The sequence below is a fragment of the Pseudomonas sp. KnCO4 genome (assembly GCF_045344305.1).
GTDB lineage: Bacteria > Pseudomonadota > Gammaproteobacteria > Pseudomonadales > Pseudomonadaceae > Aquipseudomonas > Aquipseudomonas anuradhapurensis.
On the sequence record NZ_CP174199.1, the window covers coordinates 4570422 to 4591977 of the forward strand.

The window sequence follows — 21556 nt, forward strand, 5'->3', positions numbered from 1 at the left end:
CATCTACCTCAGTTTCAGGGTTGCCAGGCCGATCAGCACCAGGATCACGGTGATGATCCAGAAGCGGACGATCACCCGTGGCTCTGGCCAGCCCTTGAGTTCAAAGTGGTGGTGGATCGGTGCCATGCGGAACACGCGTTTGCCGGTCAACTTGAAGGAGGCGACCTGGATCACCACCGACAGGGTTTCCATGACGAACACGCCACCCATGATGAACAGCACGATTTCCTGGCGGACGATCACCGCGATGGTGCCCAGCGCAGCGCCCAGCGCCAGTGCACCGACGTCGCCCATGAACACCTGCGCCGGGTAGGTGTTGAACCACAGGAAGCCCAGGCCGGCACCGATCAGTGCGCCGCAGAACACGATGAGCTCGCCGGAGCCCGGCACGTAGGGGATCAGCAGGTATTCGGCGAACTTCACGTTACCCGACAGGTAGCAGAAGATGCCCAAGGCGCCGCCGACCATCACCGTCGGCATGATCGCCAGGCCGTCGAGGCCGTCGGTGAGGTTGACCGCGTTGCTCGAGCCGACGATGACGAAGTAGGTCAGCACGACGAAACCGATGCCCAGCGGGATGGTGACATCCTTGATGAACGGCAGGATCAGCGTGGTCTCGACGCTGGTCGGCGCGGTCTGGTACAGGAACACCGCTGCAGCCAGGCCAAACACCGACTGCCAGAAGTACTTCCAGCGGCTCGGCAGGCCCCGCGAGTTCTTCTCGATGACCTTGCGGTAGTCGTCGACCCAGCCGATGGCACCGAACGCCAGGGTCACGATCAGCACCACCCACACGTAGCGGTTGGTCAGGTCGGCCCACAGCAGGGTGCTGACGGCAATGGCGGAGAGGATCAGCGCGCCCCCCATGGTCGGGGTGCCGGACTTGGACAGGTGCGATTGCGGGCCGTCGTTACGTACGGCCTGGCCGATCTGGCGGATTTGCAGGGTACGGATCATCCACGGCCCCAGCCACAGCGCCAGCGACAACGCGGTCAGTACACCGAGGATCCCGCGCAGGGACAGGTACTGGAAGACCGCGAAGCCTTTGTGGAACTGTTGCAGATACTCGGCCAACAGCAGCAGCATTAATGTTTCTCCCCGCTGGCACCGCACAAAGCCGCCACGACGTTTTCCATCGCAGCGCTGCGCGAGCCCTTGATCAAGATAGTGGTGTCGCTGGCGTTTTCGGCGCGAACCGCGTCGATCAGCTCAGCTTGTGTAGCGAAATGGCGACCATTGGCACCGAATGCCCGTACCGCATACGCCATGTTGGCGCCTACGGCATACAGGGCGTCGACCTTGCCACATGCGTAGGCGCCCACCTGACGGTGGCCTTCTTCCGCCCATTGCCCCAGTTCGCCGATATCCCCAAGCACCAGGACGGTGCGCCCGGAAAAGCCGGCGAGTATATCAATGGCCGCGCACATGGAGGTGGGATTTGCGTTGTAACTGTCATCGATCACGCGCACGCCATTCGGCGCGAGCTGCGCCACGGTGCGGCCTTTGACCGGCTGCACCGCGGCCAGGCCGGCGGCGATGCCGTCCAGGCTCAGACCGACGGCATGCGCGGCAGCGGCAGCAGCCAGGGCGTTGCTGACGTTATGGGTACCCAGCAGGTTCAGCTGCACCGGCACGCTGCCGTCAGGCCCGTGCAAGGTGAACGAAGGGCAGCCACGGGCATCACGGCCGATGCCACTGGCGTGGAAGTCGGCCTCCGGGTTGTCCAGGGCAAAACTGATAACGCGGTGGTCACCGGCGCGCTTGCGCCAGATCCCGAACGCCTTGTCGGCCAGGTTGAGGATGGCCGTGCCCCCCTCGCCCAGGCCCTCGAGAATTTCGCCCTTGGCCTCGACGATCTTCTCTGGGCCACCGAACTCGCCAACGTGGGCGGTACCGGCGTTATTGATGATGACCACCTGCGGTCGGGTCAGGCCGACGGTGTAGCGGATCTCGCCGATGCGCGAGGCGCCCAGTTCGATGACCGCGGCGCTGTGCTCCGGGGTGATTTCCAGCAAGGTCAGCGGTGCGCCGAGGTCGTTGTTCAGGTTGCCGCGGGTGGCGTGCACCAGGCCACGGGTACGCAGGATGCTGGCCAGCATCTCCTTGACCGTGGTCTTGCCGCTGGAGCCGGTAATGGCCACTACCGGCTTGGCGAAAGCGGCACGGTTCAGCGCGCCAAGCTGGCCGAGGGCCAGGCGGCAGTCGACTACCCGCAGCTGGGGCAGGTCGACGTCGGGCACTTCGCGCTCGACCAGCGCCGCGACAGCGCCCTTGGCCTTCACATCGGCCAGGTAGTCATGGCCATCGAAACGCGGGCCGGCCAGGGCGACGAACAGTTGCCCGGCAGTAACACTACGGCTGTCGATGCTGACCCCAGTGAACGTGGCGTCTGCGCCCAATTGCTGACCACCCAGTGCTGTGGTCAGCTGGCTGAGTGACATCGGCTTAAGCATGTGGCGCCCCCCAGGCTGCAAGTGCCTTCTCGGCTTCGATCAGGTCGGAGAAATCCTGGCGCTGGCCATTGATCTCCTGGTAATCCTCGTGCCCCTTGCCTGCCAGGACGACCACGTCGTCGGCGGCGGCGCTGGCGATCAGGTGCGCAATGGCATTGCCGCGACCGGCGACGAACTCGACCTTGGCAGGCCTGGCGAAACCGGGGCGGATGTCGTCGAAGATGCGCAGCGGGTCTTCGCTACGTGGATTGTCATCGGTGACCAGCACGCGGTCGGCCAGGCGCTCGGCCACCTGGGCCATCAGCGGGCGCTTGCCACGATCACGATCACCGCCGCAGCCGAACAGGCACAGCAGCTTGCCGTGCGCGTGCGGGCGCAGGGCTTCGAGCACCTTCTCCAGGGCGTCCGGGGTGTGTGCGTAATCCACCACTACCAGCGGCTTGTCGCCGCCCCCCAGGCGCTGCATGCGGCCCACCGGCCCCTGCAGTTGCGGGGTGACGTCGAGAATCTCGTCCAGCGCATAGTCCAGCGCCAGCAACGTGGCCACGGCGGCGAGCATGTTGCTGAGGTTGAAGCGGCCCAGCAGCTGGCTGCGCAGGGTACGCTCGCCCTGGGCGGTGACCAGCGTGGCCCGCACGCCATCATCGTTGAACAGCGCTTCCCGGCAGAACAGCGAGGCGTCCGGGTTTTCCAGGCTGTAGCTGAGCAGCCGGGTCTCGACATGGTCGAAGCTCGGGCGGCGGGCAAAGTCGTCGGCCAGGCGACGGCCGAAGGCATCGTCCAGGTTGACCACCTGGCAGCGCAGGCTTGGCCAGGCGAACAACTTGGCCTTGGCGGCCTCGTAGGCCTCCATGCTGCCGTGATAGTCGAGGTGATCGCGGGACAGGTTGGTCATCACCGCGATGTCGAACTCCAGCGCGGCGACACGGCCCTGCTCCAGGGCGTGGGAGGAAACCTCCATGGCCACAGCCTTGGCGCCAGCCTTTTTCAGGTCGTTGAGCGTCGACTGCACGGCGATCGGGTCCGGCGTGGTCAGGCGACCGCTCTGCAGTTCACCGTAGAAGCCGGTACCCAGGGTGCCGATCAGGCCGCAGCGCTGGCCGAGCAGGTCAAGGGCCTGGGCCACCAGCTGGGTGACGCTGGTCTTGCCGTTGGTGCCGGTGACGCCGACCAGGTCGAGCTGGCGACTCGGCTCGCCATAGAAGCGACCGGCGATATCCGACAGCTGGGCGACCAGGCCTTTGACCGGGATCAGCGGCACCTCGGTCAGCGGCAGCACGTTGGCGCCCTGCTCTTCATAGGCCACAGCGGCAGCGCCACGGGCCAGGGCATCGGCAATATGCTCGCGGCCATCGACCTTGGCGCCCGGCACGGCCAGGAACAGGTCACCCGGGCGCACGTTGCGGCTGTCCAGGCTCAGTTCACGGATCAGCGGGTCACGGCTGGCGTGGGCGAAAAGCTTGCTCAATGGCATTGTCATCATCCACGCCCTCCCTTGGCGGTTGCTGCGGCATTGACTTGCGATTGTTCGACAGGGGCGGGTGGCGGCAGGTTGTCCGGCGGCACGTTCATCAGGCGCAGGGTGCCGGACATGACCTTGCTGAACACCGGTGCCGAAACCAGGCCACCGAAGTAGCCGCCCTTGCCCGGTTCGTCGATGACCACGACGATGGCGTAGCGCGGGTCGCTCATCGGCCCGAAGCCGGCGAACAGCGAGCGGTAGGCGTTTTCGGTGTAGCCCTTGGAACCCACGGTGGCCTTGCGCGCGGTACCGGACTTGCCGGCCACGTGATAGAACGGCACCTGCGCGCGGAATACACCGCGTGGCGCTTCGATCACCTGCTGCAGCATGCCCTGGATGGTTTCGGCGGTTTCCTTCGGTATGGCCTGCACCGCTTCCGGTGCCTTGTCGACCTTGAGGATCGACAGCGGCACCATCTTGCCGTCGTTGGCCAGCGCCGCGTAGGCGTGCACCAGTTGCAGGGCAGTGACCGACACGCCATAGCCATACGACAAGGTCGCGGTCTCGGCCTTGCGCCATTCGCGGTGGTTGGGCAGGTTGCCGACGCGTTCGCCCGGGAAGCCAAGGCCGGTGTACTGGCCCAGGCCGACCTGGGACATGACCCGGTAGATGGCCTCGCCGCCGATATCAAAGGCGATCTTGCTCATGCCGACGTTACTGGAGTTGATCAGGATGCCGGTCAGGTCGAGGATCGGCCCCTCGCTCTTGGACACGTCCTTGATGGTGTAGCGACCGATCTGCAGGCTACCCGGGTACACCTCGACCTTGTCGGTCGGTTTCCAGCGGCCACTCTGCAGTGCCGCGCTCATGGAAATCGGCTTGACCGTGGAGCCCGGCTCGAACACGTCGATGATCGCCCGGTTACGCATCGCCGCGGGGAACATGCTGCGACGGTTGTTGGGGTTGTAGGTCGGCTGGTTGACCATGGCCAGGACTTCACCGGTCTTGACGTCCATGATCACCAGGCTGCCGGCCTTGGCGTCCTGTTCGGCAATGGCGTTGCGCAGTTCCCGGGTGGCCAGGTACTGCAGGCGCAGGTCTATCGACAACGCCAAGGTCTTGCCGGCCTTGGCGTTCTTGGTGACCTGGATGTCCTTGATCAGCCGGCCGCGCCGGTCCTTGATCACCTGCCGTTTGCCGGGCACGCCGGCCAGCCACTCGTCATAGGCCAGCTCCACCCCTTCGCGGCCGTGGTCGTCGAGGTCGGTGAAGCCGACCATGTGCGCGGTGACATCACCGGCCGGGTAGAACCGGCGGAATTCTTCCAGGCCATATACACCGGGGACTTTCAGGTCGAGCACGTGCTGGCCCTGCTCCGGGGTCAGGCCACGGACCAGGTAGATGAACTCTTTGTTCGCCTGCTGGGTCAGGCGCTCGATCAGCTGCTGCGGGTTCTGCCCCAGCGCTGCGGCCAGCTGCGGCCAGCGCTCCTTGGACGCCTGCATTTCCTTGGGGTTGGCCCACAGGGTAGTGACCGGGGTACTGACCGCCAGCGGTTCGCCATTGCGGTCAGTGATCAGGCCGCGGTGCGCCGGGATAGGGATGTGCCGCAGGCTGCGCGCATCGCCCTGCCCCTTGAGGAAGTCGCGGTCGACCACCTGCAGGTCGATGATGCGCCAGCAGATGGCACCGACCATGATCGCCAGCAAGGCGATCACCACGCGGAAGCGCCACGGGTACAGTGCGCCTTCGAGCTTCATCATGGCGCCACCATCCGTACTTCGTCAGCGGAGGGCACGCGCATCTTCAGTTGCTCGGAAGCCAGGCTTTCGATACGGCTGGCAGCCGTCCAGGTGCTTTGCTCGAGAATCAGCCGGCCCCACTCGGCCTGGGCCTTGTCGCGCTCGTTCAATTCGCCATACAGGGTGTTGAGCAACTGGCGGTTCCAGTGCGCGCTGTAGGACACGGCGATGGCCGAAACCAGCACGGCAACGAACAGCAGAAGCATCAGGAAGCTTCCGCCTGGCAAAGGTTTGGCAAACAACCTGCTCACCGCAGCTTCTCCGCGACCCGCATCACCGCGCTACGCGCCCGCGGGTTGGCCTTGAGCTCGGCGTCGGAGGCGAACTGGGCCTTGCCGACAAGCTTGATTTTCGGCTCGAAGGCCTTGTGCTGCACCGGCAGGTTGCGCGGCAGGTTGTCTGCCTCACCCTTGGCCAGCTTGCGCATGAACAGTTTGACGATACGGTCTTCCAGCGAGTGGAAACTGATCACCACCAGGCGACCACCGACTTCCAGCGCGTCGAGCGCGGCCTCGAGGCCCGTTTCGAGGTCCCCGAGTTCGTTATTGACATGGATGCGCAAGCCCTGGAAGGCACGGGTCGCCGGGTTCTTGCCCTTCTCCCAGGCCGGGTTGGCCACCTTCAGCACTTCGGCAAGGTCGCCGGTGCGGGTGAACGGCTGCTGTTCGCGGCGCAGCACCACGGCGCGAGCCATGCGCTTGGCAAAACGCTCTTCGCCGTATTCCTTGAATACCCGGGCGATTTCTTCCTCGGGCGCGGTGGCGATGAATTCGGCGGCGCTGATGCCCTGGTCCGGGTTCATGCGCATGTCCAGCGGGCCATCATTGAGGAAGCTGAAGCCCCGCTGCGGGTCATCCAGCTGCGGCGAGGACACGCCCAGGTCCAGCAACACGCCGCTGACCTTGCCATGCAGGCCGCGCTCGGCCACTTCCGCGCCCAGCTCGGCAAAGCTGCGCTGCACAATGACAAAGCGGCCGTCTTCGGCCGCCAGCGCTTGCCCGGTGGCAATCGCCTGTGGATCCTTGTCGAACCCCAGCAGCCGCCCCTGCGGCCCGAGCTTGCTGAGAATCAGCCGGCTGTGTCCGCCACGGCCGAAGGTGCCGTCCAGATAGCAACCGTCGGCGCGCAGGGCCAATGCCTCGACAGCCTCGTCGAGCAGGACGGTAATGTGGTTGAAGCCGCTATCTATGGTCACAGGATCAGGTCACGCAATTCGTCGGGCATGGCACCCGGTTGTTGAATAGCTGCGAGGTCGGCTGCCGAAACCGCGTTCCAGGCATCTTCATCCCACAGCTGGAATTTGTTCAGTTGCCCCACCAGCATCGCCTTCTTGTCGAGCTTGGCGTACTCACGCAAACGGGGCGGCACCAGGAAACGCCCGCTGCCATCGAGCTCCAGGTCAACCGCATTACCGATCAGCAAGCGCTGCAGACGGCGGTTTTCCTCACGCAACGATGGCAAGGCACGCAACTTGGCTTCTATCTGTTCCCACTCATCGAGGGGATAAACACACAAGCAGGGGTCAACGGCGTCGATGGTCACGATCAGCTGACCATTGCAACGCGAATCGAGCTCGTCACGGTACCGGCTCGGCATGGCGAGACGTCCCTTGGCATCGAGGCTGACGGCGTTGGCTCCGCGGAACACGGCTGCGATTCCCCACAATGTTATCTTTTTTGTGCCAGAAAACCCACTTCATCCCACTTTCTGCCACTTGCGCACACTATAGGAATCCGCCCGCAGCACCGTCAAGGCACGTTCGGAAGGAAAAGCCTTACAGGACCGAGATTTAGCGCATTAAAGGAAGGGGGAAGGACTGCCGGGGAGAAAAAAACACAAGAAAAATCAAACCCACACAAGCCAGTGGAGTTCGAAGTTAAAGTGATTTATGAAGAGTAAGATCTTTTCGGTATTACCAGAGAGCATCTGCTATCGAATCAAGCAGGGAAGGAAGGTGGAGAGTCGATCTGTAAGCCGGGTTTTGTCGAGGACAGTCATTCCTCTACGACGGCCATCACTGGACGCCTCTAGCAACCTACCCGGTTCCGACGCGGGCCACGCCTGATGGAACCCTATTTGGTCTTGCTCCGAGTGGGGTTTACCTAGCCACGCACTGTTGCCAGCCGTGCGGTGCGCTCTTACCGCACCTTTTCACCCTTACCGGCACCGAAGTGCTTAGGCGGTTATTTTCTGTGGCACTTTCCGTAGGCTCGCGCCTCCCAGGCGTTACCTGGCACTCTGCCCTGTGGAGCCCGGACTTTCCTCCCCCTGTCCTTGTGGAACAAAAACAGGCAGCGACTGTCCGATCGACTCTCCGCCGTCAAGATTAACGGCAGGCGCGCCCAAGAACAAGCAATACCGGCATTTATATCAATGTGCCACTACTCGACCTTCTGCTTTTCCAGGGCAAATTGATACAGCAGGTTCTTGCGCACCCCGGTGATTTCCGCAGCCAGCGCCGCCGCCCGCTTGAGCGGCAACTCGGCCAGCAGCAGCCCGAGCACCCGCTGCGCCTCGGCACTGATCGCCTGCTCGCCCTCGGGCGCACTCCAGCCACCGACCAGCACCACGCATTCGCCGCGCTGCTGGTTGCTGTCGCCGGCCACGAAGGCGCGCAGCTCAGCCAGGGGCAAGCCCTTGAGCGTCTCGAAGGTCTTGGTCAGCTCGCGCGCCAACAACGCCGGGCGCTCGCCGCCAAATACCGCCTCCATGTCCTCGAGGCATTCCAGGATGCGGTGCGGTGCCTCATAGAAGATCAACGTGCGCGGCTCTTCTTTTACCTGCTCCAGGCGCGCCCGCCGCCCCGCCGCCTTGGCTGGCAGAAAGCCTTCGAAGATGAAGCGGTCCGACGGCAGGCCGGCCGCCGACAGGGCGGCGATCAGGGCGCAGGCACCCGGCACCGGTACCACGTTGACCCCAGCCGCGCGCGCCTGGCGCACCAGGTGATAGCCCGGATCGGAGATCAGCGGCGTACCCGCGTCGGACACCAGCGCCACATCCTCGCCGGCCAGCAGCTTGGCAAGGAAACGCCCGCCCTCGTCACGCTCGTTGTGTTCATGACAGGCCGCCAGCGGCGTGTCGATGCCAAAGTGCTGCAGCAGGCGGACCGAATGACGGGTATCTTCGGCCGCGATCAGGGCCACGTCCGCCAGCACTTTCAGCGCCCGGGCGCTCATGTCGTCGAGGTTGCCGATCGGGGTGGCGACCACATACAGCGTCCCCACGGTGGATTTCGAAGCCCCTGGCACATCAGTCACTGCGTACACCTGTCGTCCGGATCAAAGCCGCCATTGTAGCCCGAGCGCCTGCAACAGGTCGCAAAGAACTTCGCCGACGACCACTGGCAGGCCACCTATAGTGAAGGATCGACACGGCAACATCGCGCCCCGGCCAGCGCTTGGGTACAATTGCCGGCCACCTTGATCGAGTAACAGGACCTTTACATGATCGCTTGCCTGCGGCTGTTCACAGCCCTCTGCCTGGCTGCCCTGCTGGCAGCCTGCGCCAGCTCGCCCTCATCCAGCCTGGGCGAACTGCCACGCACCCCGGACGCCAGCATCGAGCAACTGCTCGAAAAGGCCGCATCCAGCAAGTCTGCAGAAGACGCAGCCCTGCTGCGCCTGAGCGCGGCCGACCTGGCCTACAAGCAGAAGGACTTCCCGCGCGCCGCACGCATTCTCGAGCAGGTGCCACTGGACCCACTGAAACCGGCCCAGCAGGTGTTCGCCAGCACCCTCGGTGCCGAACTGGCGATGAGCCGCAACCAGCCCAAGGCGGCCCTGACAGCCCTGGCCCACCCCAGCCTGCAGCGCGTCGGCGAACTGCCGGAAGAACAGCAGGTGCGTACCTACAGTGTGCACGCCGCCGCCCTTGAAGCCGATGGCCAGGCCCTGGCCGCCGCGCAGCAGCGTGTGCTGCTGGCCCCGCTGCTCAGCGGCCCGGCCGCCAGCGCCAACCATGACGCCATCTGGGCCCTGGTCGCCTCGCTGCCGGCAGAGCAACTGCAGCAGCCTGTCAACGACCAGACCCTGGCCGGCTGGACCAGCCTGGCCTTCGCCGTGAAAAGCGCCGGCACCCTGGAGCAACAACAGGCCGCTATCGACGCCTGGGTCAAGCAGCACCCGGGCCACCCTGCGGCACAGCAACTGCCGCTGGCGCTGACCAAGCTCAAGGAGCTGGCCAGCCAGCCGCTGACCAAGATCGCCCTGCTGCTGCCCCAGGACGGCCCGCTGGCCGGCGTCGCCCGCGCCCTGCGTGACGGCTTCATGGCCGCCCACTTCCAGGCCCAGCAAGCCGGCCAGCCAGCACCCGCGGTGCAGGTGTTCGACAGCTCGCGCATCGGCTCGCTCGACGACTTCTATCGCCAGGCCCAGGCCGCTGGCGTGCAACTGGTCATCGGCCCGCTGGAAAAACCGCTGGTGAAGCAGCTGGCCAGCAAACCGCAACTGCCAATTACCACCCTGGCGCTGAACTACGCCGATGCCGGGCAAAAGGCACCGCCGCAGCTGTTCCAGTTCGGCCTGGCTGCCGAAGACGAAGCCCGCGAAGTGGCACGCCGTGCCCGCGCCGATGGCATGATGCGCGCCGTGGCGCTGGTACCGAGCGGCGAATGGGGTGACCGCGTGCTGGCCGCCTTCCGCCAGGAGTGGGAAGGCAATGGTGGCACCCTGCTCGCCGCCGAGCGCATCGCCCAGCCGGTCGCCCTGGCCCAGCAGATTGCCGACCTGTTCCAGCTGCGCCAGAGCGAAGGCCGCGCCAAGAGCCTGCAGAGCACGGTCGGTGGCAGCATTGCCGCACAGCCGTCGCGCCGCCAGGACATCGACTTCATCTTCCTCGCCTCGACCCCGCAACAGGCGCAGCAGATCAAGCCGACGCTGAACTTCCAGTACGCTGGTGACGTGCCGGTCTACGCCACCTCGAACCTGTACAGTGCCAGCGGCGACGTCAACCAGTACAACGACATGAACGGCATCCGCTTCTGCGAAACGCCGTGGCTGCTCGACACCAGCAACAGCCTGCGCCAGCAGGTGGTGCAGCAATGGCCACAGGCTGCCGGCAGCCTCGGTCGCCTGTATGCCATGGGCGTCGATGCCTATAGCCTGGCGCCGCGCCTGGGCCAGCTGAAAGCGCTGCCGGACAACCGGGTAATGGGCCTTTCGGGTAGCCTGAGCATGAACGCCAGCCAGCGTGTCGAGCGCCAGCTGCCTTGGGCCGAGTTCGCCGGTGGCCAGGTCAAGCGCCTGCCCGACACCCCTCGCTGATGGCCGCGGCGTCGCCCACCAGCGCCGGCCAGGCGGCAGAAACCCAGGCCCTTGAGTACCTTCAAGGGCAGGGTCTGGAACTGCTGGCGCGCAACTGGCGATGCAAAGGCGGTGAGCTTGATCTGGTCATGCTCGACGCCGATACAGTAGTATTCGTCGAAGTCCGCTACCGGTTGCACGCGGGCTTCGGTGGCGCCCTTGGCAGTATCGACGGGCGCAAGCAGAAACGGTTGGTGCTCGCCGCCAGCCTGTTCCTGCAACAGCAGGCCCACTGGGGCAACCACCCCTGCCGCTTCGACGTAGTCGCCCTGCAGGGCAGCCACCACGCAGGCAGGCCGCTGCAATGGCTGAAAAACGCCTTCGAATGCTGAACCCACTTCGATTTTTTTGCTCTATGTTTCGCGGGCTGGTCCTTGTTGCGCGTCGCGCCGGCCACCGCCCTACTTAAGGTCACCAGATGGACATGCAATCCCGAATTCGCCGGCTGTTCCAGGCCAGCATCGATACCAAGCAACAGGCAATGGACATCCTGGCACCGCACATCGAGCAGGCCAGCCTGGTCATGGTCAACGCGCTGCTCAACGAGGGCAAGATGCTCGCTTGCGGGAACGGCGGCTCGGCCGGTGATGCCCAGCACTTTTCCTCGGAGCTGCTCAACCGCTTCGAGCGCGAGCGTCCGAGCCTGCCGGCCATCGCCCTGACCACCGACAGCTCGACCCTGACCTCCATCGCCAACGACTACAGCTACAACGAGGTCTTTTCCAAGCAGATCCGCGCCCTGGGCCAGCCCGGCGACGTTCTGCTGGCAATCTCCACCAGCGGCAACTCGGCCAACGTGATCCAGGCGATCCAGGCCGCACATGACCGCGAAATGATTGTCGTAGCATTGACTGGCCGCGACGGCGGCGGCATGGCTTCGCTGCTGCTGCCGGAAGACGTGGAAATCCGCGTACCTTCGACGGTTACCGCGCGCATCCAGGAAGTCCACCTGCTGGCGATCCACTGCCTCTGCGACCTGATCGACAGCCAACTGTTCGGGAGTGAAGAATGACCCCTATGCGCCTCGGCCTGATGGCCCTGACCCTGTGCCTGAGCATCACCGGTTGCAGCTCGGTACTGACCTCAACCCGCAATTCGCCGATCGAAGATGATCGCGGCACGCGCACCATCGGCAGCAAGATCGACGACTCCTTGATCGAAACCAAGGCGGCAGTCAACATCGCCAAGGCCAGCCCTGACCTGGACAAGGGCTCGCACATCGTGGTCACCAGCTACAACGGTATCGTCCTGCTGGCCGGCCAGACTCCACGCGCCGACCTCAAGAGCCTCGCCGAGCAAACCGCCAGCCAGGTACAGCGGGTCAAGAAAGTGCACAACGAGCTGCAGGTCATGCAGCCCTCCTCCATCCTGGCACGCAACAATGACGCCTGGCTGACCACCAAGATCAAGGCCCAGATGCTGACCGACAATGCCGTGCCCAGCTCGCGCATCAAGGTCATTACCGAAAACGGTATCGTCTACCTGCTCGGCCTGGTAACCCAGCAGGAGGCCAACTCGGCTACCGCCGTGGTGCAGGGCGTGTCGGGCGTGCAGAAGATCGTCAAGCTGTTCGAGTACATCGACTGATTCATTGCCTGCCATGGCCCTGTCGCCGGCAACCGGCGACAGGGCCATGGCAGGCAACAACAATGCTCCACCCCTTCGGATATCCAGGAAACACCGCATGAAAAAGCTGCTGCTGCCCGCCTTGCTGATCGGCACCTTCGCCACTCTGGCCGGCTGCTCAACCCCTAGCCAGATCACCCTCAACGACGGCCGTGAAATCCAGACGGTCGACGTACCGGAATACGACGCCGATACCGGTTTCTACGAGTTCCAGCAACTCGACGGCAAGCGCACCCGCATCAACAAGGACCAGGTTCGCACCATCAGCGACCTGTAATCCGATACTGGCGGCAAGAAAAAGGCGACCTGAACAGGTCGCCTTTTTCATTACTTGACCACTTTGAGGCTTGGTCGGCCGCTTGGGCGCGGTGGCTGCCCGCCACCTTCCGGTGGGCCGTCATCGTCCGGTTGCACTTCGTCCTCGTCGTCGAGCATGTCATCCTGCGATGGCTCCAGCTCGAAGACCATACCCTGGCCATTCTCCCGCGCATAAATGCCCAGGATCGCGCCAGACGGCACGAACAACGAATGAGCCACGCCACTGAAACGACCTTCGAAGCTGACGGCATCGTTATCCATGTGCAGATTGCGCACGGCGTTTGGCGAGATATTCAACACGATCTGGCCATCGCTGGCGAAACCGTCCGGCACCTGGACCTTTGGGTATTCGGCGTTGACCAGCATATGGGGGGTGCAATCGTTGTCGACGATCCACTCGTACAGTGCTCGAACCAGATAGGGGCGACTGGAGTTCATCAACGGCTCCTTAAAGCTTGCGCATTTCACGTTCTACGGAGGACAGGCTCGCCTGGAAAGGCTCGCGGGCGAACTGCCGCTCCATGTAATCCAGCAGCGGCTTGGCTTGCCGCGGCAACTCGATACCCAATACCGGCAAACGCCAGAGTATGGGCAGTAGACAACAATCGACCAGGCTTTGCTCATCGCTCATGAAGCAGGCGAACTCGCCGAACAATGGCGAGACCCCGGTCAGGCTTTCGCGCAGGGCCTTGCGCGCCTCGCTCCGGGCCGCCTCGCTGCTGCGTGGATCGAGCACGGTATCGGCCAGGGCGCACCAGTCGCGCTGGATGCGGTGCATCAGCAAACGGCTGTTACCGCGTGCCACCGGGTATACCGGCATCAGCGGCGGATGCGGGTAACGCTCCTCGAGGTATTCCATCACCACGGTGGATTCATACAACGCCAGGTCACGATCGACCAGGGTCGGCACGCTCCCGTAAGGGTTCACCTCTACCAGCTTGGGCGGCAGGCGACCGGGGTCGACATCGATGACCTGCACGCTGATACCCTTCTCGGCCAGCACCAGGCGTACCCGGTGAGAATAGTGATCAGCGGGGTCGGAATAGCAGGCTAACCTGTTGGTTGCGCCCATGTAGCGCCTCCTCGCACGGGATGCTTGTGAAACTGTAAATGAAAACGCGCCCGTGGCGACCAGGCAGTTCTGCCTGGCCTCCACGGGCGCGTTCAACAACCAGAAACTACTGCGTGATCAGTGCACGTCCTTCCAGTATTCACGCTTGAGCAAATAGGCGAATACGAAGAAGAAAGCCAGGTACAGCAACACGTAGGTACCGATGCGCTGGCTTTCCAGTTTGACCGGGTTGGCCGAATAGGCCAGGAAGGTCACCAGGTTCTTGACCTTCTCGTCGAACTGCTCGGTCGTCAGGGTACCGGAATTCGGCGTAATGGTCAGCTGGTCACAGGCTTCATGGGTGATCGGGCTGCCGGTCAATGGGTCGAACTGCTTCTTGCCATCGGTCACGGTCTGCACCTGCTTGCAACCGATCACCTGGTTGCCCTGCAGGCCAACCAGTACGTTGGGCATGCCCACGTTCGGGAACACCTTGTTGTTCACCCCGTATGGCCGCGCCGGGTCTTCATAGAAGCTGCGCAGGTAGGTGTACAGCCAGTCGGTGCCGCGCACCCGGGCCACCAGGGTGAGATCGGGCGGTGCGGCACCGAACCAGGTCTTGGCGTCACTGGGCTTCATGCCGATCTGCATGTGGTCACCGATCTTGGCACCGGTGAACACCAGCTTTTCGAGCATCAGTTCGTGAGGAATGCCCAGGTCATCGGCCACCCGCTCGTAACGCTGGAACTTGGCGCTGTGGCAACCCATGCAATAGTTGGCAAAGGTACGCGCTCCGTCCTGCATGGCGGCCTTGTCGCTCAGGTCGATGTCGACCTTGTCCAGCTCCACACCGGTTTCAGCCGCGAAGGAAAAGGCAGGCATCACTGCCAGCAAAAATACTGCAATCAACTTTTTCATCAGCCAGTCACCCTTTCCGGAACCGGTTTGGTCTTCTCGAGCCTTGTATAGAACGGCATCAGCAGGAAGTAGGCGAAGTACAACACCGTGCACACCTGCGACAGCAAGGTACGCCCAGGTGTCGGCGCCAGTACGCCCAGCACGCCGAGGATGACGAAGGCAATGCAGAACACCAGCAGGAAGAGCTTGCTGATCCAGCCCTTGTAGCGCATGGAGCGCACCGGGCTGCGGTCGAGCCAGGGCAGCACGAACAACACGGCAATGGCCGCGCCCATGGCGATCACACCCATCAGCTTGTCAGGCACGGCACGCAAGATCGCGTAGAACGGCGTGAAGTACCACACAGGCGCGATGTGCTCAGGGGTCTTGAAGGCGTTGGCTTGCTCGAAGTTCGGTTTTTCCAGGAAATAACCGCCCATTTCCGGGAAGAAGAACACCACGGCGCAGAACACGAAGAGGAACACCACCACCCCGACAATATCCTTGACGGTGTAGTACGGGTGGAACGGAATACCGTCCAGCGGGATGCCGTTTTCGTCCTTTTTCTTCTTGATGTCGACGCCATCAGGGTTGTTCGAACCCACTTCGTGCAAGGCAAGGATGTGCAACACCACCAGGCCGAGGATCACGATCGGCAGGGCGACGACGTGCAGGGCGAAGAAGCGGTTCAGGGTAATGCCCGAGATCAGGTAGTCACCGCGAATCCACTGGGTGAGGTCGCCACCGATCACCGGGATGGCACCGAACAGCGAGATGATCACCTGGGCACCCCAGTAGGACATCTGCCCCCACGGCAGCAGGTAGCCCATGAAGGCTTCAGCCATCAACGCCAGGTAGATCAGCATGCCGAACAGCCATACCAGCTCGCGCGGCTTCTGATAGGAGCCGTAGAGCAGGCCGCGGAACATGTGCAGGTAGACCACGATGAAGAACGCCGACGCACCGGTAGAGTGCAGGTAGCGCAGGATCCAGCCGTACTCCACGTCACGCATGATGTACTCGACCGAGGCGAACGCCTCTTCCGCCGAGGGGGTGAAGCTCATGGTCAGCCACACGCCGGTGACGATCTGGTTGACCAGCACCAGCAACGCGAGGGAGCCGAAGAAGTACAGGAAGTTGAAGTTCTTGGGTGCGTAATACTTGCTCAGGTGGTCTTCCCACATCTTGGAGGCGGGGAAGCGAGCATCAATCCAGTCCATGAACTTGCTCATCATGCGTTCTCCTGGTCAACGCCGATGACGACGATCTCGTCCGACTCGTAAGAGTGCGGTGGCACGGGCAGGTTGAGAGGTGCCGGCTGCGACTTGTAGACACGACCAGCCAGGTCATAGTGGGAGCCGTGGCAAGGGCAGAAGTAACCACCAACCCATTTCGGGCCGAGGTCGGCAGGCGCGACTTCCGGGCGGAAGGTGGGTGAGCAGCCGAGGTGCGTGCACAACCCGACGAGGATAAGGATTTCCGGCTTGATCGAACGAACCTGCGGGTCAACGTAGGTTGGCTGTACCGACGCCTTGGACTCGGGGTCGGCCAAATCACCAGCGACTTTCTTCAGGTTGCCAAGGATTTCATCCGTTCGCCGCACGATGAACACAGGCTGGCCCCGCCACTCGGCCACCATCTGCTGCCCGGCCTCGACCTTGGCAATATTGACCTTCACCGGTGCACCTGCGGCTTTCGCCTTGGCACTGGGAAACCATGACCCCACGAACGGTACCGCAGCCCCCACTGCCCCCGCCGCCCCGACTACAGATGTCGCGGCTACGAGGAAGCGGCGCCGGCCTGCGTTGACGCCGTCATTGCTCATTCAGTCCTCTCCCATCAGCTTGCTTGGCCTGTTGAACCAGACCTGTACTTAGGTTGTGTCAGTGGCACTAAAAATTGGCCGCCATGGTAAGAAACAAATCCACACACTGACAAGGTGATTACCCCGACCAAGGGCGCCTACCCACGCTTTGCTTGATCTGTGTCTATGCGACAAGTGGTCACTGACATGCTGACAGGTTAGTTCAAGACATAAAAAAAGCCCGGTTCCAAGGAACCGGGCTTTTTTCGACTGCCGAAGCGGTATTAACGCTTGGAGTACTGAGGACGCTTACGCGCTTTACGCAGACCCACTTTCTTACGCTCGACTTCACGAGCGTCGCGGGTGACGTAGCCAGCACGACGCAGAGCGCCACGCAGGGTTTCGTCGTATTCCATCAGAGCGCGGGTGATACCGTGACGGATCGCACCGGCCTGACCGCTGACACCACCACCGGAAACGGTGACGTAGATGTCGAACTTCTCGACGGTTTCGGTCAGCTCGAGCGGCTGACGAACAACCATGCGAGCGGTTTCACGACCGAAGAACACGTCCAGAGAACGGTTGTTGATGGAAATGTTACCAGTACCCGGACGCAGGAATACGCGAGCGGTTGCGGTCTTGCGACGGCCAGTGCCGTAGTTTTGAGTCGCCGACATAATGAACTATCCCGTTAGATCTTCAGTTCTTGAGGCTGCTGAGCAGTGTGTGGGTGAGCAGCACCCGCGTACACTTTCAGCTTGCGGTACATGTCGCGACCCAGCGGGTTCTTCGGCAGCATGCCTTTGACCGCAGTTTCGATAACACGCTCAGGGGCCTTGGCGATCAACTTCTCGAAGTTGATTTCCTTGATACCGCCCGGGAAACCGGAGTGGGAGTAGTACATCTTGTCGGAAGACTTGGCACCAGTCACACGAACCTGCTCGGCGTTGATAACGACGATGTAGTCGCCGGTGTCAACGTGAGGGGTGTATTCTGGCTTGTGTTTGCCACGCAGACGGCTAGCGATTTCGGTAGCCAGACGACCCAGGGTCTGGCCAGCGGCGTCGACTACGAACCACTCGCGCTTTACTGTTTCCGGTTTAGCAGTAAAAGTTTTCATTCTCTAAAGCCTCAGAGGCCGCCCAGCGAAAAATAGACGGCGAATCTTACTGGATAGTGCACAGCTTGCCAAGGGCAAGCGCGCAGCCGAACACTGACGCTTTTGGGGGCTCGGGTCAGGCACGCCAACGTTCGACGGGGTTCTTCCTGCGTGGTGGTGCATCACTTCCGCCACACGGAGAGGGGCCGAATTATCCAGATTGCGCGAAATTTTTCAACCTGCTTTGATGAGCTTTCATTGCCAAGGAGTGTCTACCCGATGGAATACCGCCAGCTCGGCCGTACCGACCTCAACGTCAGCGCCCTGTGCCTGGGCACCATGACCTGGGGCGAACAGAACGACCAGGCCGAGGCCTTCGAGCAGATTGCCCGGGCCAAGGCCGCCGGGGTCAACTTCATCGACACCGCCGAAATGTACCCGGTGCCGCCCCGCCCCGAAACCTACGCCGCCACCGAGCGCATCATCGGCAACTGGTTCCGCGCCAGGGGTGATCGCGACGACTGGCTGCTGGCCAGCAAGGTCGCCGGCCCGGGCAACGGCATCAGCCACATTCGCGACGGCCAGCTCAAGCACAACCGCCAGCACATCGTCGCGGCGCTGGACGAGAGCCTCAAGCGCCTGCAAACCGACCGCATCGACCTGTACCAGTTGCACTGGCCGGAGCGCAGCACCAACTTCTTCGGCAAGCTGGGCTACCAGCACCTGCCACAGGACCACTTCACCCCGCTGGAAGAAACCCTCGAAGTGCTCGACGAGCAGGTGCGTGCCGGCAAGATCCGCCACATCGGCCTGTCCAACGAAACACCGTGGGGCACCATGAAGTTCCTGCAGTTGGCCGAGAGCCGTGGCTGGCCGCGGGCGGTGTCGATCCAGAACCCGTACAACCTGCTCAACCGCAGCTTCGAAGTGGGCCTGGCGGAAGTGGCCATCCGCGAGCAGTGCGGCCTGCTGGCCTACTCGCCGCTGGCCTTCGGCATGCTCTCGGGCAAGTACGAGAACGGCGCGCGGCCAGCCAATGCGCGCCTGACCCTGTTCAGCCGTTTTGCCCGCTATTCCAACCCGCAGACCGTGGCCGCCTGCAGCCGGTATGTGCAGCTGGCCCGCGAGCACGGCCTGGACCCGGCGCAGATGGCCCTGGCATTCGTCACCCGGCAGCCCTTCGTGACCAGCAACATCATTGGCGCGACCAGCCTCGCGCAGCTGGACAGCAACCTGGCCAGCCTGGAGCTGAAGCTGAGCGATGAGCTGCTGGCGGCGATCGAGGCGATTCACCAGCAGCAGCCGAACCCGGCGCCTTGAGCCGAAAGGGGGTCGCGCAACGGCTCCCAGTTGCACAGGCTGGACAGCATCGCCAAAAAATAAGACGATCCAGCCGGTGATTGACCACTCTACCCTATAAGAACAATGACAATGATGTTTACCCAACCCTCCGCGTCGTTGCGGCGCGTCAGCATCCTGGCCATTGACAAGGTGTTCGCTTCGACCCTGATGCAGGCCAAGGACTTCTTCCACCTCGCCAGCCTGCGCTACGGCAAGCAGCTTGGCCTGGGCCTGCAGCCCATGTTCGAGATTCGCCTGGTGAGCCCGGACGGCCAGCCCGTGGACAGCTTCAGCAATGTGCAGTTGCCGGTCGACGGTGGCCTGGACGATGCCGACGTGATCATCCTGCCGGCCTTCTGGGACGATTTCGACAACTTGCTGCAGCGTTACCCACAAGTGCTGCCATGGTTGCGCGAGCAGCATGCACGTGGCGCGGTGCTGTGCGCCGAGGCCAGCGGTGTATTCTGGCTGGCCGAGTCCGGCCTGCTCGACGGCAAGGAGGCGACCACCTACTGGCGTTTCTTCAACAGCTTTGCCGAGCGCTTCCCGAAGATCCGGCTGAACCAGGACAAGCACCTGACCGACGCCGACAACCTGTATTGCGCCGGCGGCACCACCTCGGCCTGCGACCTGTACATCTACCTGATCGAGCGTTTCTGCGGCGCCAACGTGGCCCGCGCCGTGTCCCGTGACATCCTCTACGAGGTGCAGCGCAACTACACCCCGGGGCGCATGGGCTTTGGCGGCCAGAAGCTGCACCAGGACCTGATCATCCTGCAGATCCAGCACTGGCTGGAGGAACACTTCGCCGACAAGTTCCGCTTCGAGGACGTGGCCCGCAACCACGGCATGAGCATCCGCAACTTCATGCGCCGCTTCCAGGGAGCGACCGGCGACAAGCCGCTGCACTACCTGCAACGGCTACGGATCGAGACGGCCAAGGGCCTGCTGTCGAGTACGCGCAAGAGCATCAAGACCATCAGCTATGAAGTCGGCTATGACGATGCCAGTTTCTTCGCGCGGCTGTTCCGTCAGCACACGGAGTTGTCGCCGAACCAGTATCGGCAGCAGTTCATGCAGGAGGCCTGAAGGCCAGGGGGCCGCTTTGCAGCCCATCGCGACACAAGGCCGCTCCTACAGGGATACGCTATTGCTGTAGGAGCGGCCTTGTGTCGCGATGGGCCGCAAAGCGGCCCCAAGCAACTTTACGGCTTGTGCGCGCGCGCCAGGAATTCGTGCGACTGCATCTCCAGCAACCGGCTCAGGGTACGCTGGAACTCGAAGGCCAGGCGCCCGCCGGTATACAGGTCCTTCAGCTCCACCTCGGCCGAGATGATCAGCTTGACGTTGCGGTCGTAGAACTCGTCCACCATGTTGATGAAGCGCCGGGCGATGTCGTCGGTGGTGACGCCCATCTGCTCGACGTTGCTCAGCAGCACGGCATGGAAGATCTTGCCCAGCTCGATGTAGTCGTTCTGGCTACGCGGGCCATCGCACAGGGCGCGGAAGTCGAACCAGGCCACATCGTCACAGGTCAGCAGGGCCTGGATCGGGCGATTCTCGATCATCAGCACGTCGTTCTCGACCGCCTGGGTGCACTCAGGGGTCAATGCCTTGAAGCTGGCGCGCAGGCTCTGGTGCGCCGCCTCATCGAGCGGGTAGTGGTACAGTTCGGCCTGCTCCAGGTGACGCAGGCGATAATCGACCCCGCTGTCGACGTTCACCACCTCGGTGTACTGCTTGATCATGGCGATCGCTGGCAGGAAGCGCGCGCGTTGCAGGCCGTCCTTGTACAGGCCGTCCGGCACGATGTTGGATGTCGCCACCAACGATACGCCGTTCTTGAACAGCTCCTCCATCAAGGTGCCGAGGATCATCGCGTCGGTAATGTCCGAGACGAAGAATTCGTCGAAGCAGATTACCTTGGCTTCTTCGCTGAAGCGTTTGGCGATGATGGTCAGCGGGTTCTTCTCGCCCTTGAGGGTTTTCATTTCCTCGTGCACACGCTTCATGAAGCGGTGGAAGTGCGTACGCATCTTCTGCTTGAACGGCAGCGCCTCGAAGAAGGTATCGACCAGGTAGGTCTTGCCGCGCCCTACCCCACCCCAGAAGTACAGGCCCTTGACCGGGGTCTGCTCCTTCCTGCCGAACAGCTTGCCGAACATGCCCGGCTTGTTGTTCTGCGCGTGCACCAGGTCGTCGTACAGGCGCTGCAGGTGACGCACCGCAGTTTCCTGCGCCGCATCATGAAAGAAGTCGGGACGTTTCAGATCTGCTTGATATCGTTCTAGGGGCGTCATGATTTCGTTAGCGGGGCAACAAAAAACGGGCCGTCACTGTAGCGACAGGCCCGCTTAATGGCAATCAGTCTATGGGAGCGGGCGTGCCCGCGAACACCGGCAA

General features: G+C 62.9%; 23 protein-coding genes and 1 other RNA gene. 7 read left to right on the top strand and 17 right to left on the bottom strand.

Annotation, left to right across the window (positions count from 1 at the left end; translation table 11 throughout):
• Positions 1-3: 3 nt before the first annotated feature.
• The 9 genes from mraY to rsmI all read right to left on the bottom strand — a co-directional run bounded on the left by mraY (position 4) and on the right by rsmI (position 8893).
• Positions 4-1086 (bottom strand): phospho-N-acetylmuramoyl-pentapeptide-transferase, encoded by a 1083-nt coding sequence (mraY, locus tag ACJA3S_RS21175; protein ID WP_406819887.1) that lies wholly within the window; start codon positions 1084-1086, stop codon positions 4-6.
• Positions 1086-2453, bottom strand: coding sequence for a UDP-N-acetylmuramoyl-tripeptide--D-alanyl-D-alanine ligase (gene murF / locus ACJA3S_RS21180; protein WP_406819888.1), 1368 nt, complete (start codon positions 2451-2453; stop codon positions 1086-1088). Before murF ends, mraY begins: the two co-directional genes overlap by 1 nt.
• Positions 2446-3936, bottom strand: a complete 1491-nt coding sequence (locus tag ACJA3S_RS21185) for a UDP-N-acetylmuramoyl-L-alanyl-D-glutamate--2,6-diaminopimelate ligase (protein ID WP_406819890.1) — start codon at positions 3934-3936, stop codon at positions 2446-2448. The genes murF and ACJA3S_RS21185 overlap by 8 nt, the downstream gene beginning before the upstream one ends.
• A complete protein-coding gene (locus tag ACJA3S_RS21190) occupies positions 3933-5675 on the bottom strand; it encodes a peptidoglycan D,D-transpeptidase FtsI family protein (protein WP_406822287.1) in 1743 nt (580 codons plus the stop codon). The genes ACJA3S_RS21185 and ACJA3S_RS21190 overlap by 4 nt, the downstream gene beginning before the upstream one ends.
• Entirely contained in the window at positions 5675-5968 is a 294-nt protein-coding gene (gene ftsL / locus ACJA3S_RS21195) for a cell division protein FtsL (RefSeq protein WP_056801817.1), read from the bottom strand. Before ftsL ends, ACJA3S_RS21190 begins: the two co-directional genes overlap by 1 nt.
• Positions 5965-6912, bottom strand: a complete 948-nt coding sequence (gene rsmH / locus ACJA3S_RS21200; protein WP_406819892.1) for a 16S rRNA (cytosine(1402)-N(4))-methyltransferase RsmH — start codon at positions 6910-6912, stop codon at positions 5965-5967. Before rsmH ends, ftsL begins: the two co-directional genes overlap by 4 nt.
• The gene (gene mraZ, locus ACJA3S_RS21205) at positions 6909-7364 is read right to left on the bottom strand and encodes a division/cell wall cluster transcriptional repressor MraZ (RefSeq protein ID WP_004575120.1); all 456 of its coding nucleotides are present in this window, start codon (positions 7362-7364) and stop codon (positions 6909-6911) included. Before mraZ ends, rsmH begins: the two co-directional genes overlap by 4 nt.
• Before the next feature lie 307 nt (positions 7365-7671).
• An RNA gene (gene rnpB, locus ACJA3S_RS21210) (RNase P RNA component class A) lies at positions 7672-8031 on the bottom strand.
• Positions 8032-8098: 67 nt separating this feature from the next.
• On the bottom strand, positions 8099-8893 hold the full coding sequence (gene rsmI / locus ACJA3S_RS21215; protein ID WP_406822288.1) for a 16S rRNA (cytidine(1402)-2'-O)-methyltransferase: 795 nt from the start codon (positions 8891-8893) through the stop codon (positions 8099-8101).
• 267 nt (positions 8894-9160) lie between these two features.
• Here rsmI and ACJA3S_RS21220 point away from each other — a divergent pair, with 267 nt between their 5' ends.
• From ACJA3S_RS21220 to ACJA3S_RS21240, 5 genes are all read left to right on the top strand, one after another.
• Positions 9161-10978: a penicillin-binding protein activator gene (locus tag ACJA3S_RS21220; RefSeq protein ID WP_170032426.1), complete on the top strand. Its 1818-nt coding sequence runs from the start codon at positions 9161-9163 to the stop codon at positions 10976-10978.
• Positions 10978-11349, top strand: coding sequence for a YraN family protein (locus tag ACJA3S_RS21225; protein WP_406819894.1), 372 nt, complete (start codon positions 10978-10980; stop codon positions 11347-11349). Before ACJA3S_RS21220 ends, ACJA3S_RS21225 begins: the two co-directional genes overlap by 1 nt.
• Before the next feature lie 86 nt (positions 11350-11435).
• On the top strand, positions 11436-12029 hold the full coding sequence (locus ACJA3S_RS21230; protein ID WP_012274070.1) for a phosphoheptose isomerase: 594 nt from the start codon (positions 11436-11438) through the stop codon (positions 12027-12029).
• On the top strand, positions 12026-12604 hold the full coding sequence (locus ACJA3S_RS21235; RefSeq protein ID WP_170032432.1) for a BON domain-containing protein: 579 nt from the start codon (positions 12026-12028) through the stop codon (positions 12602-12604). Before ACJA3S_RS21230 ends, ACJA3S_RS21235 begins: the two co-directional genes overlap by 4 nt.
• Positions 12605-12701: 97 nt before the next feature.
• Complete coding sequence (locus ACJA3S_RS21240; RefSeq protein WP_170032434.1) at positions 12702-12920, top strand: YgdI/YgdR family lipoprotein; 219 nt, start codon at positions 12702-12704, stop codon at positions 12918-12920.
• A gap of 50 nt (positions 12921-12970) precedes the next feature.
• On the opposite strand, the gene ACJA3S_RS21245 is transcribed toward ACJA3S_RS21240, so the two are convergent.
• From ACJA3S_RS21245 to rplM, 7 genes are all read right to left on the bottom strand, one after another.
• Positions 12971-13399, bottom strand: a complete 429-nt coding sequence (locus tag ACJA3S_RS21245) for a ClpXP protease specificity-enhancing factor (RefSeq protein WP_170032436.1) — start codon at positions 13397-13399, stop codon at positions 12971-12973.
• 10 nt (positions 13400-13409) lie between these two features.
• A complete protein-coding gene (locus ACJA3S_RS21250; RefSeq protein WP_406819895.1) occupies positions 13410-14033 on the bottom strand; it encodes a glutathione S-transferase N-terminal domain-containing protein in 624 nt (207 codons plus the stop codon).
• Between the two features lie 117 nt (positions 14034-14150).
• Positions 14151-14930: a cytochrome c1 gene (locus ACJA3S_RS21255; protein ID WP_170032440.1), complete on the bottom strand. Its 780-nt coding sequence runs from the start codon at positions 14928-14930 to the stop codon at positions 14151-14153.
• Positions 14930-16141 carry a cytochrome bc complex cytochrome b subunit gene (locus tag ACJA3S_RS21260; protein WP_406819896.1) on the bottom strand — a complete coding sequence of 404 codons (1212 nt, stop codon included), beginning with the start codon at positions 16139-16141 and terminating at the stop codon, positions 14930-14932. The genes ACJA3S_RS21255 and ACJA3S_RS21260 overlap by 1 nt, the downstream gene beginning before the upstream one ends.
• Positions 16141-16734: a ubiquinol-cytochrome c reductase iron-sulfur subunit gene (gene petA / locus ACJA3S_RS21265; protein ID WP_170032444.1), complete on the bottom strand. Its 594-nt coding sequence runs from the start codon at positions 16732-16734 to the stop codon at positions 16141-16143. The genes ACJA3S_RS21260 and petA overlap by 1 nt, the downstream gene beginning before the upstream one ends.
• 263 nt (positions 16735-16997) lie before the next feature.
• Positions 16998-17390: a 30S ribosomal protein S9 gene (gene rpsI, locus ACJA3S_RS21270; protein WP_003260797.1), complete on the bottom strand. Its 393-nt coding sequence runs from the start codon at positions 17388-17390 to the stop codon at positions 16998-17000.
• Between the two features lie 14 nt (positions 17391-17404).
• Complete coding sequence (gene rplM / locus ACJA3S_RS21275; RefSeq protein WP_003260798.1) at positions 17405-17833, bottom strand: 50S ribosomal protein L13; 429 nt, start codon at positions 17831-17833, stop codon at positions 17405-17407.
• Between the two features lie 258 nt (positions 17834-18091).
• Here rplM and ACJA3S_RS21280 point away from each other — a divergent pair, with 258 nt between their 5' ends.
• Complete coding sequence (locus ACJA3S_RS21280) at positions 18092-19132, top strand: NADP(H)-dependent aldo-keto reductase (RefSeq protein ID WP_406819897.1); 1041 nt, start codon at positions 18092-18094, stop codon at positions 19130-19132.
• A gap of 189 nt (positions 19133-19321) precedes the next feature.
• Positions 19322-20242 (top strand): GlxA family transcriptional regulator, encoded by a 921-nt coding sequence (locus ACJA3S_RS21285; RefSeq protein ID WP_170034281.1) that lies wholly within the window; start codon positions 19322-19324, stop codon positions 20240-20242.
• Positions 20243-20358: 116 nt separating this feature from the next.
• Here the strand turns inward: ACJA3S_RS21285 and zapE are convergent, their stop codons facing one another.
• On the bottom strand, positions 20359-21453 hold the full coding sequence (zapE, locus tag ACJA3S_RS21290; protein WP_170032448.1) for a cell division protein ZapE: 1095 nt from the start codon (positions 21451-21453) through the stop codon (positions 20359-20361).
• Positions 21454-21556 lie beyond the last annotated feature (103 nt).

Coding starts and splice junctions, on each gene's coding strand:
- mraY (WP_406819887.1), bottom strand. CDS start 1,086: ATGCTGCTGCTGTTGGCCGAGTATCTGCAACAGTTCCACAAAGGCTTC.
- murF (WP_406819888.1), bottom strand. CDS start 2,453: ATGCTTAAGCCGATGTCACTCAGCCAGCTGACCACAGCACTGGGTGGT.
- ACJA3S_RS21185 (WP_406819890.1), bottom strand. CDS start 3,936: ATGATGACAATGCCATTGAGCAAGCTTTTCGCCCACGCCAGCCGTGAC.
- ACJA3S_RS21190 (WP_406822287.1), bottom strand. CDS start 5,675: ATGAAGCTCGAAGGCGCACTGTACCCGTGGCGCTTCCGCGTGGTGATC.
- rsmI (WP_406822288.1), bottom strand. CDS start 8,893: ATGAGCGCCCGGGCGCTGAAAGTGCTGGCGGACGTGGCCCTGATCGCG.
- ACJA3S_RS21220 (WP_170032426.1), top strand. CDS start 9,161: ATGATCGCTTGCCTGCGGCTGTTCACAGCCCTCTGCCTGGCTGCCCTG.
- ACJA3S_RS21225 (WP_406819894.1), top strand. CDS start 10,978: ATGGCCGCGGCGTCGCCCACCAGCGCCGGCCAGGCGGCAGAAACCCAG.
- ACJA3S_RS21230 (WP_012274070.1), top strand. CDS start 11,436: ATGGACATGCAATCCCGAATTCGCCGGCTGTTCCAGGCCAGCATCGAT.
- ACJA3S_RS21235 (WP_170032432.1), top strand. CDS start 12,026: ATGACCCCTATGCGCCTCGGCCTGATGGCCCTGACCCTGTGCCTGAGC.
- ACJA3S_RS21240 (WP_170032434.1), top strand. CDS start 12,702: ATGAAAAAGCTGCTGCTGCCCGCCTTGCTGATCGGCACCTTCGCCACT.
- ACJA3S_RS21245 (WP_170032436.1), bottom strand. CDS start 13,399: ATGAACTCCAGTCGCCCCTATCTGGTTCGAGCACTGTACGAGTGGATC.
- ACJA3S_RS21250 (WP_406819895.1), bottom strand. CDS start 14,033: ATGGGCGCAACCAACAGGTTAGCCTGCTATTCCGACCCCGCTGATCAC.
- ACJA3S_RS21255 (WP_170032440.1), bottom strand. CDS start 14,930: ATGAAAAAGTTGATTGCAGTATTTTTGCTGGCAGTGATGCCTGCCTTT.
- ACJA3S_RS21260 (WP_406819896.1), bottom strand. CDS start 16,141: ATGAGCAAGTTCATGGACTGGATTGATGCTCGCTTCCCCGCCTCCAAG.
- petA (WP_170032444.1), bottom strand. CDS start 16,734: ATGAGCAATGACGGCGTCAACGCAGGCCGGCGCCGCTTCCTCGTAGCC.
- rpsI (WP_003260797.1), bottom strand. CDS start 17,390: ATGTCGGCGACTCAAAACTACGGCACTGGCCGTCGCAAGACCGCAACC.
- rplM (WP_003260798.1), bottom strand. CDS start 17,833: ATGAAAACTTTTACTGCTAAACCGGAAACAGTAAAGCGCGAGTGGTTC.
- ACJA3S_RS21280 (WP_406819897.1), top strand. CDS start 18,092: ATGGAATACCGCCAGCTCGGCCGTACCGACCTCAACGTCAGCGCCCTG.
- ACJA3S_RS21285 (WP_170034281.1), top strand. CDS start 19,322: ATGCAGGCCAAGGACTTCTTCCACCTCGCCAGCCTGCGCTACGGCAAG.
- zapE (WP_170032448.1), bottom strand. CDS start 21,453: ATGACGCCCCTAGAACGATATCAAGCAGATCTGAAACGTCCCGACTTC.